The organism is Calothrix rhizosoleniae SC01 (assembly GCF_900185595.1).
GTDB classification, from domain to species: Bacteria; Cyanobacteriota; Cyanobacteriia; order Cyanobacteriales; family Nostocaceae; genus Calothrix_A; species Calothrix_A rhizosoleniae.
On record NZ_FYBH01000117.1, the window covers coordinates 1 to 17,762 of the forward strand.

Sequence of the window (17,762 nt, forward strand, 5' to 3'; positions counted from 1 at the left end):
TAATGTGCGATAACTACGGACTAAATCAGTTTCATTTACACCCAAACCTTGCCACCAACCACACAAAGATGCAGTATTAGGAGTTTCAGCAGGTCCATAACAACCATAACAACCACGGTTATATGCGGGACAAATTGCCCCACAACCAGCTTGGGTTACAGGGCCTAAGCATGGTGTACCCTGGGCAACCATAACGCAGACAGTACCCCGCCGCTTGCACTCCATACAGACACTGTATTGGGGAATATTGGGTTTGCGGTGATGCAAAAAAGCGTTAATTACCTCCAACAACTGGTACTTATTAATTGGACAACCCCGTAACTCAAAGTCAACAAAAATATGGTCAGCGATCGCAGTAGACTTATTTAAGGTTTCAATATATTCTGGGGATGGGTAAACAATGGCAGTAAACTCTTTAACATCTTTAAAATTACGTAATGCTTGAATACCCCCTGCTGTTGCACATGCGCCAATAGTCACCAGGTATTTTGATACTCGTCGTACTTTATGAATGCGTTCTTCGTCGTGTGGTGTAGTAATTGAACCTTCTACTAAAGATAAATCATAAGGTCCTTTGACAACGGCGCTGGAAGCTTCTGAGAAATTGGCAATTTCCACTTCCCCTGCCAATGCCAATAATTCATCTTCGCAGTCGAGTAAACTTAACTGACAACCATCACAGGAAGCAAATTTCCATACTGCTAGCTTGGGTTTTTTGTTCATCTGTCTTCCCTCCTGGGGACTCCCGGTACATCGGTACTCCGATTAGCGGTGGGTTGTTGACATTCAATCTTGATGCTGCATCTGCATTATTTATAGAACAAGAATATGAGGAATTTGTGATGGAGATTGCCTATTGTCAAAACTTCCTTTGTTCAAACCAAAACTTCATTTTGTCATACCGAAAAACAGGGCCATCTTTGCAAATAAAAGTAGGTCCTAGTTGACAATGACCACAAAAACCAATAGCACATTTCATATTCCGTTCCATTGAAATATAAATACTCTCTGAACTCACACCGCGTTGCAATAATTCTGCAATTGTAAACTGCATCATTACTTCTGGTCCGCACATGATTGCTGTAGTATTGATTTGGTCAAAAGGCGCTCTACGGATAAGATTTGTCACAACACCTACGTTTCCCTGCCAACCAGCTTGGGCACGGTCAACTGTAACCAATACTTCCATATCAAAGCGAGATTTCCACCGCTTTAATTCACGGTGAAAGATTATATCTTCAGGGGTACGAGTCCCAAAAAGCAAGACGACTTGACCGTATTTTTGCCGATTTGCAAGTATATGATATATCGCTGGTCGTAACGGTGCTAAACCAATTCCCCCAGCTACTAATATCACATCATTACCCTCAGCTACCTGTAAGGGCCAGCAACTACCAAAGGGACCACGTATTCCCATTGTGTCACCAGGTTTAAGTTTACTGAGGGCAGTGGTAACAGTTCCCACGATCCGAGTTGTATGTTGTAATTTATGGGTTTCTTCTGGATTACCACTGATAGAAATAGCACATTCTCCGGTACCGAAAGCGTAGAGCATATTAAATTGACCGGGTGCAAAGATAAATGGTTCTTGATCTTGTGCGGGCTCTAAATCTAAGGTAAAAATATCATGAGTTTCTTTATGTGTCCGTTTTACCCGGTAAATTTTCGGTACCATTGGGTTAACGGCTGTGGGAGAGAGGGGAATAAATTCTCCCTTGTTCTCTTGATTAATAGAAGTGGTCATCAAAACTCCTTAAGAAGGTAAACCGTAGAGGTCTAACAGTTGTAATCTGGTGGCTTGTAAACTTTCCAACATAATGAAGGAAAAGCGTTTCATCATTTCGTAACCTAGTTCTGGATCGTTGTCACATTTACGACGCAAACAGCTACCATCTAGTGCGATCGCTCGCGTTATTTCTAGGGCTCGTGCATCAAATTGCCATTCGTAGGGCGGGTACAACCAAGACCATCCCAGTACATCATGATCTGTGAGGGTTTTAATGACTATTGCCTGCTTTCCAGGTGCAGTAATTTCTACAGAGACTCTACCATTTCTAATGAGGTAAAATTGATTGGCTTGCTGACCACGCTGGAAAATCATTTGTCCTGCGTCAAACCGGGTGTTTGATGCACATTCAACCAAAAGCTGGATATACTCTGGTTTTAGTCCTTGAAAGAAGCCATGTTCTTTTAATAGTGGTTCTAAAGTTGATAGTGTCATTTCAGTTATCAGTTATCAGTTATCAGTTATCAGTTACCTCATCGATAAATTGAGGGGCTTGAAACTCAGAAAAAATTTTTGACTCTCCACGGATAAATCCGGAGAGCAGCGCGGTATTGGGGAGCCAGCGCCGCAGACGACTGGCGTTGGTTTCCCCCATGAGCGACTGCGGGGGGCTTGTATCCAGTCTATTTTTTGGTCATTTTAGTTACTAGTAATCCAATTACTTATTACTTTCTTGAATTGCCTTCACCTCTTGGGTAATATCGATCGCTACGGGACACCAAGTAATACAACGCCCACAACCAACACATCCTGATGTGCCAAATTGGTCAATCCAACTGGCTAATTTGTGGGTCATCCATTGACGGTAGCGGGATTTAACGCTATTTCTGACGCTTCCCCCATGTAAATAGGAAAACTCCACGCTGAAGCAAGAGTCCCACTGTCGCCATCTTTCTGCATGGTCGCCAGTTAAATCAGTCGCATCTTCTACGTTGGAGCAAAAGCAGGTGGGGCAGACTAAGGTACAGTTACCACAGGTCAGACACCTGGAGGCGACATCATCCCACTGGGGATGTTCTAGATTGTCGTAAAGCAGCTCTTTGATACCTTCTGTATCTAGTTTACGTCCCATGTTTTCAGCCGTTTGGGCAATGATTGCATCTGCTGTTACCTGCTCTTGTTCTGTGGCTGGTGTGTGGCATACTTGACTCAGTACTTGTGCCCCTGCTTCACTACCAACTTCAACGACAAAATAGTGGCGTTCGGCTGATAAAACCTCTGTTAAAGCTAAATCGAATCCTTGTTTTGCCTTGGGGCCTGTTTGCATTGATACACAAAAACAAGTCCCTCCAGCTTGAGCGCAATTAACAGCAACAATAAAAATATTATTTCGACTGGCTTGGTAATGGGGGTCAACTGCAACCCCTTCCAGAAATACTTGATCTTGAATTGCGATCGCATTTAACTCACAGGCGCGGACTCCAATCAAAGCTCTTTTGGTGGAGTCGGGAGTTTCTGGGGTAATTTGAATCTCTTGATCTTGGCGTTTCGCTGACCATAAACGCACCCGAGGGGGAAATAAATATTTTTTCCAAGCATGGGGTCCTACAGAATAACCAAAAACAGCTTGATCATCCCGTGGTTTTAAGCGGTAAGTTCCACCATCTTGCTCATCAGTCCAGCCGATGGGAAAGTCTTCTACCTGAGATATTTCATCATAGACAATTGCACCTTCTGCAATAGTTGGACCAATTAGCTGATATTCTTGTTGAGTCAGTACATCTAGTAATTGCTGTAAATCTTGTCTATTAATAATAACTTGATTATGAATTTTTAGGGAGTTTGTCATAACAATTTTGGATTTTAGATTTTGGATTTTGGATTGACCCCATATCTAAGGTTCTATCCCTTACCTATAAGTCTTATAAGTCTTGTAGGTAAGGGAGTATGGGAGATGTAGAGAGATGGTCATATTAGAATAAAGCCTAAATTTTTTCATGCCGAAATATGCTGGGTATTGCCAACATAAATACCCAAAGATTGGGCTGTTCCTATCAAAAAGTTATCAGGTTTTACCAGGGATGGACTATTGTCTGTAATTGTTTGTAAAGGGACCCCGACTACTTGTCCATTTTGCCAAGCTACCATCTTTCCAGTTTCTCCCTGAGCCAATAAATCTACCGCAGCTTTACCAAAAGCACTTGCTAGCAATCTATCCCCTGCGGAAGGAATACCCCCCCGTTGAATATGTCCCAATACCGAAACTCTAATATCTAATTGATTATGAGAACAGTTGCGAACTTCATCTGCAATATATTTTCCCATGCCCTGTGATGATTTTTCTTTTGTCAATTCAGTCGGACAACAACTATCTTCAGCAACTTCAGCGCCTTCCGCCACAACTACAATCCCAAATCTACGACCCCAGCAATCCCGTAATTCTCGCAGGTGAGAACAAGCACCTTTAATTGAGTAGGGGATCTCCGGAATTAAAATACAGTCAGCTCCCCCAGCGATTCCAGACTGAAGGGCGAGATGTCCCGCACTCCGCCCCATGACTTCAACAATCATTACGCGATCGTGACTTGCAGCAGTAAAAGTTAAGCGATTTAAAGCATCAACTACTGTATTCAAAGCGGTATCAAAACCGATTACTTTCTCAGTAAATGCTACATCATTATCAATTGTTTTGGGAATAGCAATAAACTGCCAATTACCTTTTTTTTGCAATACATCAAGAATCGTTAAACTACCATCTCCCCCAATGCCAATTAGAGCATCTAATTCTAATGCATTGTAACCGGCAATTATGTCATCAATATGAGCCAGAGTATCACCTTTATTGATGCTACCAAGAATAGTACCACCCATATTTAATAAAGGGTTCATACCTCGTAAATCCATACAATGTACAGTCAGAGGAATTGCCTTTTGTTCTAATAGCCCCTTTGTCGCATAGGGAATACCAAAAACTTGCCAATCATAAGTTATACTTGCATGGCTAACCACCGCTCTAATGGCGGCATTAAGTCCGGGACAATCACCACCACTTGTTAGGATACCAAGACGCTTTTGAGTCTTCATTGCAGTTTACCTAAAATACTTGCATTTCAACGGTTAACAATATCCTTTAACTGGCTCAAATTCCCCAACCCATATTGCCAGAAAATCATCGGTAATAAAATAATAAATTGTAAAAATTTGAGAATTTTTGCAAGTTTAATGGTAAGCATTATTATTTTGAACCCTTACAATGGCTAAATTTTTAGACATTGCATAATTGCGGGATAATTTTGTCAGATGAGGATAAACCATAATCACTGTGTCTCCGTGTCTTTCTGTTCCCCTTCGGGTTGCGCCAGTTGCTTTATGCCGAGAAACCCATCCACCGCAGTGGCTTACCGTGTCAGCCTCAATCATCCCTGTATTCAGCAACGCCAATTTTTAGATTAGGGAGAAAATTTGAGAAACTTGTGAGGATTGTTTTTGATTGCATAAAAATCTGAAAACTGTTCTATCACATATTCCCTCACCCAAGGTTATAGACTCAAACCTGCGGTATGGCTTTCAATTAAACAACGCCATGTTAGAGATTCTAAAGCTGACAATAATTGTACTGGTGCGATTTATTCACTCTCCATATCTGCTTCTAACTGTGCTGAGGAAAGAGAATTTTGGTGAAGTGATAGTGACTGTCAACCATTACATAATTTAGTAGAAACTATCCTGAAAGTTTGTTCCCACGCTCGTGCTATGCGGAATGCGACACGGAGAAGTTTAGCAACAGTATTAAATAAATTGTTGACTATCCACCTCGTCAGAAACCTGCTTCTTTTAGTATCAATCAGATAGTCGATGGGGTAGTAACACAAATAAAAATAGACAGGCTAAAAGAAGAGTTTCCTGTACTTACAGAGCTAAGGACGACACATATTGGTTTTCGCTTGGTCAAATCGTTTAACCAGCCCCTTGGTTGATACTGTAAAATTGGCGGGTTTGTTAGTTAATTACTACTTTAGCGATCATCAATTGCTACGATCAACTGCACCATTTTCTCTTGGCAAATCCAATCCCATTTCGTTTGTATTAGAAAAACCAAGACTAGGGTAAACAAGTTTCCCTGAAGGGGAAGCATGAAGTATTGCTCTAGTACAACCTATGGTCTTTAGATACTTCATACTCATACCCATAAGTTGCTTGGCAATTCCTTGATTTCTATGGGGTGGTTCCACATACACGCCCCAGATGTAGCCATATTTACGATAATTATCAGTCAAAATGTGGGGGTATAAACCTGCAAATAATTGACACCCAGCAGAAGCAATCACTTCACCTGACAACTCAGCTACAAATCCTTGGTAGGATAATTCCTGGCGAACGCGATTGATAAATTGCAAACTAACTTCCAACCATTCAGCAATAATACCCTCAGCAGGAATTTCATTATCTCGCCACAAATAATAAAAATGTTCTGCTATTAGTGAATCTTCATCAACTCTTGCTGGGCGATAATTTACACTTTTTGATGTATCCATGATGCAACAGTTAATTTTTCCTGATAATAACGATTAGTTTTTCCTTGATAATTGTTGATTTTCCCAAAATTATGTTTTTCGGGATCACTTACAGGGGCTGGTTTAGAGCATAATTTTCTTCATGATGTCTGATATGCGCACACAGCCCTCTTTTATTGCCAGAATATACCTGGGGGTAGAAATAAAACGTAACCTTTCTGATACTCTGAAATAATCGGAAAGAAGAAGTGCCATAAGTAAAAGAAATGGTACTAGGGGTATTCAGAAGATGGTGGAAAATTTGAGAAGTCAAGTAGTGACCCAAGGGGTACAGCGATCGCCTAATCGTGCAATGTTGCGTGCTGTTGGTTTTCAAGATGAAGATTTTACTAAACCAATAGTTGGGATTGCCAATGGTTATAGTACCATTACTCCCTGCAATATGGGTATTAATGAACTAGCAAAAAGGGCAGAGGTTGGTATTAAACAGGCTGGGGCAATGCCACAGATGTTTGGTACTATTACCATTAGTGATGGCATTTCTATGGGTACTGAAGGGATGAAATATTCCTTGGTGTCCCGAGAAGTGATTGCAGATTCCATTGAAACAGCCTGTAATGGGCAAAGTATGGATGGGGTGCTAGCAATTGGTGGTTGTGATAAAAATATGCCTGGGGCGATGATTGCGATCGCTCGCATGAATGTACCTGCTATTTTCGTCTATGGTGGTACCATTAAACCGGGGAACTACGGTGGATGTGATCTCACCGTTGTCAGTGCCTTTGAAGCTGTAGGAGAATACAGTGCTGGTAAAATTGACGAAGAGAAACTATTTGCCGTTGAACGCAACGCTTGTCCCGGTCCTGGTTCCTGTGGAGGTATGTTTACAGCCAACACCATGTCTTCCGCCTTTGAAGCTATGGGTATGAGTTTGCCCTATTCTTCTACTATGGCAGCAGAAGATGCCGAAAAAGCTGACAGTGCGGAAAAGTCAGCTGTTGTTTTAGTAGAAGCAATTCGCAAACAACTCTTACCCAGGCAAATTATCACCCGTAAGTCCATTGAAAACGCTATTTCCGTAATTATGGCAGTGGGTGGTTCCACTAACGCTGTGTTACATTTTCTAGCGATCGCCCGGGCTACTGGGGTAGAATTATCCTTGGATGATTTTGAAACTATCCGCGCCCGCGTTCCTGTGTTATGTGATTTAAAACCCAGTGGCAGATACGTAGCTACGGATTTACACAAAGCTGGAGGCATTCCCCAAGTCATGAAAATGCTATTGGCACATGACCTGTTACATGGTGATTGTATGACTATTACGGGACAAACCATCGCCGAAGTTTTGGTTGATATACCCACAGAACCATCAACAGACCAAGATGTCATCCGCCCTTGGCATAATCCTATGTATGCCCAAGGACACTTGGCAATTCTTAAAGGAAATCTGGCTTCAGAAGGAGCAGTCGCTAAAATTACAGGAGTTAAACAACCAAAAATCACTGGACCAGCTAGAGTATTTGAATCAGAGGAAGAATGTTTACAAGCAATTCTGGCTGGAAAAATTCAAGCAGGTGATATTATCATTGTTCGCTATGAAGGGCCCAAAGGAGGACCAGGAATGCGAGAAATGTTGGCTCCCACCTCAGCTATTATTGGCGCTGGTTTAGGAGATTCCGTGGGACTAATTACCGATGGTAGATTTTCCGGTGGTACTTACGGCTTGGTAGTCGGTCATGTCGCCCCAGAAGCAGCCGTTGGAGGAGCGATCGCTCTGGTAGAAGAAGGTGATACCATCACTATTGATGCCCCTGCTCGCTTATTGCAATTACATGTCGAAGATGCAGAGTTAGCCCAAAGACGCGCCAATTGGAAACCTCACAAACCTCGTTACACCAATGGCGTACTCGGAAAATATGCCAAATTAGTCTCCTCCAGTAGCCTTGGTGCAGTCACAGATTTGGATTTGTTTGATACCTAATCAATGTAGATAGTTAATATTTTGCAGTCTTTTTCAGCATACATAAAATTAGCCGTGGTAGATATACTTCCACGGCTATAGTCTCTTGTATCTTCATACAAGCAAGCAGAGAAAGGGAAAAGATTTCCCTAACCCCATAATTGTAAATTTCCTTTTCCTATCCTACGCCAGTAGTAATCATTTAGAATATGCATATTGGATTTCTCAACCCCCAAGGAAACTTTGACTCCCAGGACTGTCATTGGACAGAACATCCAGATTTTGGAGGACAATTAGTATATGTCAAGCAACTTGCCCTAGCAATGGCAGCACAAGGACATAAAGTAGATATCCTCACCCGCCAGATTATCGATCCCGAATGGCCAGCATTTGCCGATAAATTTGATGCCTATTCTCATCAACCCAATATCCGCATTATCCGCTTACCTGCTGGTCCTGAGCATTTTCTCCGTAAAGAATTACTCTGGCCCCATATAGTTGAAGATTGGGTTCCCAATATCATTGAATTTTACCAAGAAGAAGGGCAGTTTCCAGATGCTATGACAGCTCATTTCGGAGATGGTGGTTTGAGTGCAGTTTTAATTCAAGCTCAAACAGGTATTCCTTTTACCTTTACCGCTCATTCTCTAGGAGCATTAAAAATGGATCGGCTCCATGTCACCCCTGAAAATATAGCCGAGATGAATAGCTATTTCTATTTTGGCTATCGTCTATTTGCCGAACGCTTGAGCATGAACCACTCAGGGATGAATATCACTAGTACTAGGGAACAAGAACGTTTTCAGCAATATGCTCATCCTGCCTATCAAGGGTCCGTGGATATTAATGACGACAATCGTTTTGCTACTATTCCCCCAGGAGTAAATCCTGATGTTTTTGGGGCTGAAGTCCGTTTAGAAAACGAAGAGGCAATTTACCAAAAAATTCAAGACAAATTAGTGCGGGATATTTTCCCCAATAGAAGAACCCTCCCCGCTATTATTGCCTCTAGTCGCTTGGAACCCAAAAAAAATAACCTAGGTTTAGTCAAAGCATTTGCCTCTAGCCCAACCCTCCAAGAGCAAGCCAATCTCGTGATTTTCACCAAGGGAGAAGACGATCCCTTACGCAATATTGTCAGTGATGAAATCAGCGAAAAACAAGTTCTAGCTCCTATCAGGAAAATTATCGATGATCAAAATCTATGGGGTAAAATTAGTGCCTTTTCTATTCCTAGTCAATCAGCACTAGCTGCAGCTTACCGCTTTTTTGTTCAATACCGTTCTGTATTTAGCTTAGTATCCTTACATGAACCTTTTGGATTAGCTCCCTTAGAAGCTGCTGTGGCTGGTTTACCAATTGTAGCTACCCAAGATGGAGGTCCCAGAGAAAGTTTACAAAAAGGGGACGAAAAGTTTTGTATCCTGGTCGATCCAACCTCTTCTACAGAAATTGCCCAAGGTTTAGAAACAGTTATATCCCAACCTGAAGTGTGGGATGATTTACAAAAACGAGGTTGTGAGCATGTTTTGCGATGCTATACCTGGAACCGCACAGCCCAAGAATACCTGAAGATATTGGAGAAAATTGTGGCGACTCCCAAACCCAGTCCTGATAATTTACTACCTATTCATCCCTATTTTCTCGATCCCACACCAGATAATGATGTTTCATTGTCTGAGTTAAGTCAGCTTTATCTTACCTCTGATGTGTGACCAAGCTGCGTTGGGGCAGGGTGTGGGGTTTTGGGAAACAGACAACCCTCTCACAAGGGTAGGTTTTTAACATTTCGGTTGAGATTAGACCTGGGAGATTAGAAGACAGGCAGACAAGGAAGATTGTTCAAGGTCAAAATATGCTTTTGAACCAGTTTCTATTTTGGGCAACCGTACAATATTTGGTTCGGGTTTTCTCCCTTATCTACTTTCCCTATCCCTCTTTGGGGATTATAGGGGGTTTGTCATCCAAGTCTTACCAACACCCAATTGTAAAAAGCCTACACCTGTGAGCTGCTCACTGCCCCTACCCCCTTGCAGCCCTCATCAGAAGTATTTAACCGGACATGATATTACAGCTCAAGATAGATTTTCATCACCTTGAAATACCTATCATGCTGTGACGCATCACAAATTTATGGAATTTAGAAAATTTTCAACATTCGTATTTATACTAGTACGTCGCGGCGGAAATAAAGAAACCATTTATAAAATTTTAAAGCTAGACAGTAAAATACTTTTGATTTTCGCCTACCAGTACTAGTTAAATTTCACTAAAATCATTTATTGTCAATTGTTTAAAGTTTGGCTGAAGCAATATTAAAGATTTTGATTATATTATTTGCTTGATATTTGCTTTCATCAAAAATTAAGAATAACATCACACACTCTTTGAATAAATGGGTTTTAACAAGTTTAAATAAAAGTTATACTCAAAACAATAAATACAAGACTTGTAATTTCACATATTGGATTTTGTATATATGAAAACATCTGAAATTTATATTCAATATACAATACAATTTATGTATTTATTAAACCAACAGTTAAATTTAACAATTTTTCTTACTTAATCATTAGGGATAAAATACAGAAGTTATCTGTTCTAGGTTCTATTTAAAATATTCATACTTATTTGTCCACTAAGTTCCTAATAAAACAGATGATTTTTTACTTGTATTAAGGAAGGAGTAAATTAAATTCATTAGAGTATAATTTTTTGCATTAAAACGTATTTTTGGTTCAGAATTTGCACCAAGTAAATTTATCATTATGACCGCAATGCAATAAAAAATTAATCTTCCAGATTTTGACGATTAGGCAGATTTTGTCTAAGTCCAATAGAGATGAATCAACTCTTTAACAATTTTGTATTAGTTTCTTTTAAATATCAACACGGAGACAATTATGACAATGACAAATAAAAAATGGGCTGTAAAGCGTATTACTGTTAATTTAGCTGCACAAGAAGCGGAAAAATTAGAAAAATATTGTGAAGAAACAGGTAGACCCGCAACAGATATAATTAGAGAGTTAATTCGCGGATTACCAGTAGGTAATCAGACAAAATCTCTCAACCCAACTAATAATACAGGTAATCATACAAGTAATCATACAAGTGAATTTTTGAATTAAGTAATTTCTCCTAAAAATGAGGAAATGAAATAATTACAGCAAAATATCTCCCCCTAGATAAATTTCATTGACAAATTCCGACCCCTACGCAGTTACAATTTGTAAAGAAAGCTTACAGGGAAGGATGGAATGCGCGTTGCAATTGTAGGAGCGGGACTCGCTGGGTTAGTCACAGCAGTAGATTTAGTTGATGCTGGTTGTGAAGTCCAAATTTTTGAATCCCGCCCCTTTGTTGGTGGTAAGGTTAGCAGTTGGGTGGATGGTAACGGCAACCATATTGAAATGGGATTGCACGTATTTTTTGGTTGCTACTACCAGCTGTTTGCATTAATGAAAAAGGTGGGGGCATTAGATAATTTACGCTTGAAAGAGCATACCCACACCTTTATTAATAAGCATGGACGCACTGGTAATTTAGATTTTCGCTTCTTTACCGGCGCTCCTTTCAATGGGTTAAAAGCCTTTTTTACCACCTCCCAACTCTCTTTACCAGATAAAATCCAAAATGCTCTGGCATTGGCTACTAGTCCTGTAGTACGTGGGTTAGTAGACTTTAATGGAGCCATGAAATCCATCCGTAATTTAGATAAAATTAGTTTTGCAGATTGGTTTCGCAGTCATGGTGGTAATAACAGCAGCATCAAACGCATGTGGAATCCCATTGCTTATGCTTTGGGTTTTATTGATTGTGAAAATATTTCTGCCCGTTGTATGTTGACAATTTTCCAACTTTTTGCATCTAGAACAGAAGCTTCTGTATTGCGGATGCTGGAAGGTTCTCCCTATGAATATTTACATAAACCCATCTTGAACTATCTGGAAGCAAGAGGAACCAAAATTTACACCCGTCGCCAAGTTCGAGAAATCCAGTTTCATCAGTCAGGGGAACAGGCTGAGGTGACAGGAATTATTGTGGCAAATGGTAATGGAGAAGAGACTATTACTGCTGATGCTTATGTTGCTGCTTGTGACCTTCCCGGTATTCATCGTCTATTACCTCAGGAATGGAGACAGTGGTCAGAGTTTGATAATATTTATAAATTAGAAGCAGTACCGGTGGCAACAGTGCAGTTACGTTTTGATGGCTGGGTAACAGAACTACAAGATGCACAGCAACGCCAACAGTTAAATCATGCGGCGGGAATTGATAATTTGCTGTATACCCCCGATGCAGATTTTTCTTGTTTTGCAGATTTGGCTTTAACTAGTCCTGCTGATTATTATCGCCAAGGTGAAGGATCTTTATTACAGCTGGTTTTGACACCTGGGGATCCATTTATTAAAAAAAGTAACGAAGAAATTTCCCAACATGTTCTCAAGCAAGTGCATGAGTTATTTCCTTCATCACAGGAGTTGAATATGACTTGGTATAGTGTGGTTAAATTAGCTCAATCTCTATATCGAGAAGCGCCAGGGATGGATGTTTATCGTCCCAGTCAAAAAACACCTGTGGCAAATTTCTTTTTAGCAGGGAGTTACACCCAACAAGACTATATAGATAGCATGGAAGGTGCGACTATTTCTGGTAAGCGGGCTGCAAAAGTCATTTTGGAGAATATGAAACAATCGTAGTTGGTTAGTAAATTCCATAAATCTAAAATCTACAATCTAAAATATAAAATACAAATGTCTGATTGGTTAGAACACAGCGTGCAAGTAAAAGTCGAAGTTCCCATAGATTTTGTTTGGAATCTCTGGTCTGACTTAGAACAAATGCCTCGGTGGATGAAGTGGATTGATGCAGTCAAAATTCCTAAAGATGATCCCGATATTTCCATTTGGACTCTCAAGAGTGGGATCTGGGAATTTAGCTGGAAATCCCAGGTTCTCAAGGTGATACCCAACCAAATTATTGAATGGGAATCCATTGATGGATTACCTAATAGGGGGGCAATTCGCTTTTATGATCGCCACGGTAGTAGTATCGTTAAGCTGACTATTGCTTATGCCATTCCTGGTGTGCTAGGGAAAATTATGGATAATTTATTCTTGGGCAAACTCGTAGAATCTACCATTCAAGCTGATATGGATAGGTTTCGAGACTATGCCTTAAAGTCACAATTCTCACAATAATTTTCAAGTATTACCACGTAGGATCGCTAAAGAGATTGATTGTCAATTCTTTCTTCCCTGGCGGTATTGCGGTAATACAAGCACGGATAATATTTGCGCCTTCTAGTTCTACGCTACAAGCGTGACAAGATCCCATGAGGCATCCAGTAGGAATAAATACCCCAGCTCGTTCGGCAACATCTAGCAGTGGTTCTCCTACTTCAGCCTCAATGGTGACATCATCTGGTAAAAAGCGGATAGTAACATTCATTTGAAAATCAGGAGTGGGGAATCGGGAGTGGGGAATCAGGAGTGAGGAATCGGGACTACCTTCTTTTATAACAATGGAGTTAAGTCTAAATGGTGCTCGACTTCGCTGGCAATAGAGTCCAAAACTTGTTCTCGCTGTTCCCGGTAGTTAGCAACACCTGTTGGTAAAGATTTTAAACCCCGTTGTTGACGCAGACGATTTAACCAAGCCCGTCGCCAAGGCCCATTATCAAAAATACCATGAAGGTAAGTACCCCAAACAGATTGACAACGATCTACTAAACCTAAATTAGCATCATCAAACAAGGGTTGGTATTCTTGAGAGTCCGTACCTAAGGCTGGTATTTCTATTCGTGATCTTCCTTGGTGAATTTCAAAGCCGTGGACTGGTAATCCCATTTGAGGATGATTGGATGTGACTTGACGTTGACGGGCGATTTTTTGTCCTGTAATTACGGTTTTGATGGGCAATAATCCCAATCCTTGATACCTGCCAGCATGTCCTTCCACTCCTTCAGGATCGGCAATCATTTGACCTAAAATTTGATACCCACCACAGATACCTAATACTGTACCACCGGCAGCTGCATAGTTTTGAATTGCTTCCGCCATGCCTGTTTTTTGTAGCAGTAGCAAATCGGGAATAGAGGTTTTTGTCCCTGGTATAATTACCGCATCGGGACGACCTAAATCCTGTTTGGGACTCAAATATTTAATGGAAACACTGGATTCTGATTCTAAGGGATCGAAATCAGTAAAATTGGAAATTCTGGGTAGACGAATAACACTAATATTAATTTCCTGTTGAGCTTTGACAGGTTTGCGTTCCAATAGATCTAAGGAGTCTTCTGATGGAAATAAATGGTCTAAATAGGGAATGACACCTACAACAGGAATGCCGATACGTTGTTCTAACCATTTTATACCTGGCTCTAGTATCGATCGCTGCCCCCGGAATTTATTAATCACAATCCCTTTAATTAAAGCTCGTTCCTCTGGTTCCAGTAATTCTAAGGTTCCTACTACATGGGCAAATGCTCCACCTCTATCAATATCTACTACCAAGAGAGTATTTGCATTTAAGTGTTTTGCTACTCGCATATTAGTGAGGTCACGGTGTTTGAGGTTAATTTCCGCAGGACTACCAGCTCCCTCACAGACCAACAAATCATATTCTGAACCCAAATGGTGGAGGGATTCTTCAATTGCCCGCCATCCCATTTCAAAATATTGCTCATAATAATCTACCGCGCTGACTTTTCCTACAGGCTTACCTTTTATGATTACCTGGGAAGTCATATCTCCTTGGGGTTTAAGTAAAATGGGGTTCATTTCCACCCACGGCATAATTCCTGCCGCCCAGGCTTGAACTGCTTGGGCATAGCCTATTTCACCGCCAGTAGATGTCACATAAGCATTTAAAGCCATGTTTTGACCTTTAAAGGGAGCCACCCGCCAACCACGTCGTGATAAAATCCGACAAATAGCTGCACTCATAAGTGATTTCCCTGCATGGGATGTGGTTCCCACTACCATAATTGCTTTCATATTTAAATATTAGTTTCTCTAGAGTTTGTTTTAATTTTGGTATAGTAAGCTAATTAGGAGAATATAAGATATATTAGCAAATTGTAGCTAGATGTATATTTTGTCACTTATCTACAATATTTGCACCTCAAATAATGATCTCACAACTTCACTCAGAGCCGAGAATAGCCACATTCCTGAGTTTTTACTGAGGCAAGTGGCATGTATAGCGCTATGGGCAAGTAATTAAGTAATAAGTTTACTGCTCATAGGTGTGGGTCTTCAATAATGTCCTAACATAATTGCGTAGTACGATCTATCGTCAAGACTTTATAAAGGAGCGAAAAGCTCCCTTATTTATTGTTCCCTAGAAAAACCAATCCCTAACTTCAAACAATTGTGGATTATGGATTGTGGATTTTAGAAAGGTAGTCGGAACCAACGTATAAAAGTATCTTTGATGCGATCGCTCCATGAAGCATTAAGATGGGGTTGGTTCTGGAGTTTTTCTACTACTTGACGACCAAGGGGAGTTAAGCGAAAACCATCTGTAATTCCCTGTCCATCTACTTCTCGCCGTAATAAGCCCACATCAATTAACCACACTAAAGCATCATCCACCGCAAGTTCTGATAAAGAGCGCTTGGTATAGCCATTTGTAATCCCACCATCCAGAGCAATGTGATTCATTGGTACACTTTGACAAGCCATATTTGTAAATAAACTCAAATGAAAGGGAGAACATAAAAGCGATCGCTCGGCTCTTTTGATGATTTGATGAGAGTAGGAAAATGATTGGGAAGTTGGTTGGGAATCCACGTCAGGCATTGGCTTTTCCAGAATTACTCTGATAGCTGAATTATTGGGCAAGATAGCTACTGAACATTTTCAACAGCTATTCATGAATTTATTGTAAATTATTGTAAAATTGCAAGTGCATCAAAATTTCACATAAGTATATATATAGGAAGGGTAAATTATGCCTTTAACAGTTGGCGACAATGCACCTGGGTTTACCGTCAAGGATACCAACGGCAACACAGTTTCATTATCCGATTTCCAAGGTAAAACTGTAGTTTTATATTTTTACCCCAAAGATGACACTCCAGGTTGCACCAAACAAGCTTGTAGTTTCCGCGATGCCACACCAGAGTATAAAAATAAAGATGTGGTGGTATTGGGAGTAAGTGCAGATGATGAAGCATCACACCAGGCATTCACCCAAAAATATAATCTCACTTTCCCCCTTTTGGCTGATACAGAAAAAGCCCTCATTAATTCTTATGATGTTGATGGCGGTGGTTATGCCAAGCGTGTTACCTACGTAATTGATGGTGCAGGTAAAATTATTCACGTTGATGCTAGTGTAAATACATCTAGCCATGCAAGTGATGTTTTATCTGTATTGGGTCTGTAAATATACTTAATCATCTATCCGATCTACGGAATTATTACCTCACCCTAGCTTTTTAGTGGATAAAAATCTTTCCCTCTCCTTATTAAGGAGAGGGATGTCCGTAAGGACAGGGTGAGGTTTTCCAATTATTGGGAATTCCATAACTTGTATGATAGGGATGTCCGTTACCATCGAAATGTCCGATGTGAATCACATTAATATTTTATTTGCGATCGCGGTTAATTTAATGTGGGAGGCGGAAGCGCGACGGGTGGAGATTCCCCAATCAACGAAAGATCCTTTGTATAAGTGGTTTGCGACTCGCACTCGCACGGAGTCAACTGATTTACAAGGGGAAGCTTCCACGGGATTTGATTTTTTTAAATTAATTACTACTAAGTTAAAAATTGATTCCACCATTCGTTATGAACTCAAGCAGGAGTTTGAGCGCAAAATCTCTGATTTGGTGGCGAGAATTAATGAAATTGCGGCTTTGATTCAACTGGCTGAAAAACAAGATGTGTTGGTGATTATTGATGATTTAGATAAGTTCGATTTGGGTAGGGTTAATGACATTTATCGGGATAATATTAAAGCCCTTTGTTTACCTAATTCCGAAAGACCCCAAAGATCCAGAATTTTTGGGTTTGTTGCATGGGTTGTCGGTGCTAGAATATCGCAATCGGCAAAACTGGTATGATGTTCACCCTATTGTGGTGGAATTATTGATGGAACAGGGGAGTAGGGAGTGAAAGCAGGGGAGCAGGGAGCAGGGAGCAGGGGGAGGGAAAGCCATTTTGGTGACAAAAATTGGATAATTTATTTTTTGGAGTTTCCTAAATGGAGAATGGTGAGGTAAATAATGTTCCTCCTAATAGAAGAAGATCCTAATCAAGATGCCTATGATGATTTGATTGTCACCATTGAAGGGAAGGCGGGAAAATTAGAAATTATCATTGCAGTGTGTGATGATTTGCATTTTCGAGATAGTATCATTGATAAATATGAGGCGGAATTGCAACCCCACTTCCATACTTATCGGGTGAAGTTGGCAAGAGGGGAGCCAAGTTTAAAAGCAGCTATTAATCAATTGGTAAAACAAGAAGAATATCTCCGTCAACATCAACCTGCGGTGATTACTGTGACAGGTACGGAACAACTTTATTTTTTAAAGTTTGGCAGATAC

At 40.5% G+C, this 17,762-nt stretch carries 16 protein-coding genes and 4 pseudogenes; 9 read left to right on the top strand and 11 right to left on the bottom strand.

From position 1 onward, the window contains the following. The 7 genes from CALSC_RS06660 to CALSC_RS26945 form a co-directional block, all read right to left on the bottom strand. The coding region (locus CALSC_RS06660) for an NADH-quinone oxidoreductase subunit B family protein (RefSeq protein WP_088240622.1) at positions 1-723 on the bottom strand (723 nt) is incomplete at its 3' end. A 136-nt stretch (positions 724-859) separates the two neighbouring features. Continuing rightward, positions 860-1,744, bottom strand: coding sequence for an FAD/NAD(P)-binding protein (locus CALSC_RS06665; RefSeq protein ID WP_088240607.1), 885 nt, complete (start codon positions 1,742-1,744; stop codon positions 860-862). Positions 1,745-1,753: 9 nt separating this feature from the next. Further along, positions 1,754-2,221 carry a cyclic nucleotide-binding domain-containing protein gene (locus CALSC_RS06670; RefSeq protein ID WP_088240608.1) on the bottom strand — a complete coding sequence of 156 codons (468 nt, stop codon included), beginning with the start codon at positions 2,219-2,221 and terminating at the stop codon, positions 1,754-1,756. A 223-nt stretch (positions 2,222-2,444) separates the two neighbouring features. Further along, the gene (locus tag CALSC_RS06675; RefSeq protein ID WP_088240609.1) at positions 2,445-3,575 is read right to left on the bottom strand and encodes a 4Fe-4S dicluster domain-containing protein; all 1,131 of its coding nucleotides are present in this window, start codon (positions 3,573-3,575) and stop codon (positions 2,445-2,447) included. Between the two features lie 146 nt (positions 3,576-3,721). Next, positions 3,722-4,810 (bottom strand): ATP-dependent 6-phosphofructokinase, encoded by a 1,089-nt coding sequence (locus tag CALSC_RS06680; protein ID WP_088240610.1) that lies wholly within the window; start codon positions 4,808-4,810, stop codon positions 3,722-3,724. Positions 4,811-4,836: 26 nt separating this feature from the next. Beyond that, on the bottom strand, positions 4,837-4,959 hold the full coding sequence (locus tag CALSC_RS28150; RefSeq protein WP_143288177.1) for a DUF2949 domain-containing protein: 123 nt from the start codon (positions 4,957-4,959) through the stop codon (positions 4,837-4,839). Continuing rightward, the gene (locus CALSC_RS26945; RefSeq protein ID WP_088240611.1) at positions 4,946-5,146 is read right to left on the bottom strand and encodes a hypothetical protein; all 201 of its coding nucleotides are present in this window, start codon (positions 5,144-5,146) and stop codon (positions 4,946-4,948) included. Before CALSC_RS26945 ends, CALSC_RS28150 begins: the two co-directional genes overlap by 14 nt. Positions 5,147-5,410: 264 nt before the next feature. Between CALSC_RS26945 and CALSC_RS27305 the strand changes: the two are divergent. Continuing rightward, positions 5,411-5,524 (top strand): annotated as a pseudogene (locus tag CALSC_RS27305) (hydrogenase expression/formation protein HypE); the annotation flags it as partial. 227 nt (positions 5,525-5,751) lie between these two features. On the opposite strand, the gene CALSC_RS06690 reads toward CALSC_RS27305, so the two are convergent. Further along, positions 5,752-6,261 carry a GNAT family N-acetyltransferase gene (locus CALSC_RS06690; protein ID WP_088240612.1) on the bottom strand — a complete coding sequence of 170 codons (510 nt, stop codon included), beginning with the start codon at positions 6,259-6,261 and terminating at the stop codon, positions 5,752-5,754. Positions 6,262-6,529: 268 nt separating this feature from the next. On the opposite strand from CALSC_RS06690, the gene ilvD reads away from it, so the two are divergent. From ilvD to CALSC_RS06715, 5 genes and pseudogenes are all read left to right on the top strand, one after another. Next, positions 6,530-8,221 (top strand): dihydroxy-acid dehydratase, encoded by a 1,692-nt coding sequence (gene ilvD / locus CALSC_RS06695; protein ID WP_088240613.1) that lies wholly within the window; start codon positions 6,530-6,532, stop codon positions 8,219-8,221. Positions 8,222-8,409: 188 nt separating this feature from the next. Next, entirely contained in the window at positions 8,410-9,915 is a 1,506-nt protein-coding gene (locus CALSC_RS06700) for a glycosyltransferase (RefSeq protein WP_088240614.1), read from the top strand. 1,188 nt (positions 9,916-11,103) lie between these two features. Further along, a pseudogene (locus CALSC_RS27310) lies at positions 11,104-11,274 on the top strand (ribbon-helix-helix protein, CopG family); the annotation flags it as partial. A 186-nt stretch (positions 11,275-11,460) separates the two neighbouring features. Next, positions 11,461-12,903 carry a 9,9'-di-cis-zeta-carotene desaturase gene (gene zds, locus CALSC_RS06710; RefSeq protein ID WP_088240616.1) on the top strand — a complete coding sequence of 481 codons (1,443 nt, stop codon included), beginning with the start codon at positions 11,461-11,463 and terminating at the stop codon, positions 12,901-12,903. A gap of 54 nt (positions 12,904-12,957) precedes the next feature. Continuing rightward, positions 12,958-13,404 carry an SRPBCC family protein gene (locus tag CALSC_RS06715; RefSeq protein WP_088240617.1) on the top strand — a complete coding sequence of 149 codons (447 nt, stop codon included), beginning with the start codon at positions 12,958-12,960 and terminating at the stop codon, positions 13,402-13,404. A 10-nt stretch (positions 13,405-13,414) separates the two neighbouring features. Here the strand turns inward: CALSC_RS06715 and CALSC_RS06720 are convergent, their stop codons facing one another. From CALSC_RS06720 to CALSC_RS06730, 3 genes are all read right to left on the bottom strand, one after another. After that, positions 13,415-13,654: a 2Fe-2S iron-sulfur cluster-binding protein gene (locus tag CALSC_RS06720; RefSeq protein WP_088240618.1), complete on the bottom strand. Its 240-nt coding sequence runs from the start codon at positions 13,652-13,654 to the stop codon at positions 13,415-13,417. Between the two features lie 65 nt (positions 13,655-13,719). Beyond that, positions 13,720-15,201 carry a cobyric acid synthase CobQ gene (gene cobQ / locus CALSC_RS06725; RefSeq protein WP_088240619.1) on the bottom strand — a complete coding sequence of 494 codons (1,482 nt, stop codon included), beginning with the start codon at positions 15,199-15,201 and terminating at the stop codon, positions 13,720-13,722. Between the two features lie 399 nt (positions 15,202-15,600). Continuing rightward, the gene (locus CALSC_RS06730) at positions 15,601-16,008 is read right to left on the bottom strand and encodes an Npun_F0494 family protein (RefSeq protein WP_088240620.1); all 408 of its coding nucleotides are present in this window, start codon (positions 16,006-16,008) and stop codon (positions 15,601-15,603) included. Positions 16,009-16,159: 151 nt separating this feature from the next. On the opposite strand from CALSC_RS06730, the gene CALSC_RS06735 reads away from it, so the two are divergent. The 3 genes and pseudogenes from CALSC_RS06735 to CALSC_RS06745 form a co-directional block, all read left to right on the top strand. Next, the gene (locus CALSC_RS06735; RefSeq protein WP_088240621.1) at positions 16,160-16,597 is read left to right on the top strand and encodes a peroxiredoxin; all 438 of its coding nucleotides are present in this window, start codon (positions 16,160-16,162) and stop codon (positions 16,595-16,597) included. 166 nt (positions 16,598-16,763) lie between these two features. Next, a pseudogene (locus tag CALSC_RS06740) lies at positions 16,764-17,189 on the top strand (ATP-binding protein); the annotation flags it as partial. A 249-nt stretch (positions 17,190-17,438) separates the two neighbouring features. Next, a pseudogene (locus CALSC_RS06745) lies at positions 17,439-17,762 on the top strand (tetratricopeptide repeat protein); the annotation flags it as partial.

Excerpts from the sequence above, each read along its gene's own strand:
- CALSC_RS06665 (WP_088240607.1), bottom strand. The coding sequence starts at position 1,744 with ATGACCACTTCTATTAATCAAGAGAACAAGGGAGAATTTATTCCCCTC.
- CALSC_RS06670 (WP_088240608.1), bottom strand. The coding sequence starts at position 2,221 with ATGACACTATCAACTTTAGAACCACTATTAAAAGAACATGGCTTCTTT.
- CALSC_RS06675 (WP_088240609.1), bottom strand. The coding sequence starts at position 3,575 with ATGACAAACTCCCTAAAAATTCATAATCAAGTTATTATTAATAGACAA.
- CALSC_RS06680 (WP_088240610.1), bottom strand. The coding sequence starts at position 4,810 with ATGAAGACTCAAAAGCGTCTTGGTATCCTAACAAGTGGTGGTGATTGT.
- CALSC_RS28150 (WP_143288177.1), bottom strand. The coding sequence starts at position 4,959 with ATGCTTACCATTAAACTTGCAAAAATTCTCAAATTTTTACAATTTATT.
- CALSC_RS26945 (WP_088240611.1), bottom strand. The coding sequence starts at position 5,146 with ATGATTGAGGCTGACACGGTAAGCCACTGCGGTGGATGGGTTTCTCGG.
- CALSC_RS06690 (WP_088240612.1), bottom strand. The coding sequence starts at position 6,261 with ATGGATACATCAAAAAGTGTAAATTATCGCCCAGCAAGAGTTGATGAA.
- ilvD (WP_088240613.1), top strand. The coding sequence starts at position 6,530 with ATGGTGGAAAATTTGAGAAGTCAAGTAGTGACCCAAGGGGTACAGCGA.
- CALSC_RS06700 (WP_088240614.1), top strand. The coding sequence starts at position 8,410 with ATGCATATTGGATTTCTCAACCCCCAAGGAAACTTTGACTCCCAGGAC.
- zds (WP_088240616.1), top strand. The coding sequence starts at position 11,461 with ATGCGCGTTGCAATTGTAGGAGCGGGACTCGCTGGGTTAGTCACAGCA.
- CALSC_RS06715 (WP_088240617.1), top strand. The coding sequence starts at position 12,958 with ATGTCTGATTGGTTAGAACACAGCGTGCAAGTAAAAGTCGAAGTTCCC.
- CALSC_RS06720 (WP_088240618.1), bottom strand. The coding sequence starts at position 13,654 with ATGAATGTTACTATCCGCTTTTTACCAGATGATGTCACCATTGAGGCT.
- cobQ (WP_088240619.1), bottom strand. The coding sequence starts at position 15,201 with ATGAAAGCAATTATGGTAGTGGGAACCACATCCCATGCAGGGAAATCA.
- CALSC_RS06730 (WP_088240620.1), bottom strand. The coding sequence starts at position 16,008 with ATGCCTGACGTGGATTCCCAACCAACTTCCCAATCATTTTCCTACTCT.
- CALSC_RS06735 (WP_088240621.1), top strand. The coding sequence starts at position 16,160 with ATGCCTTTAACAGTTGGCGACAATGCACCTGGGTTTACCGTCAAGGAT.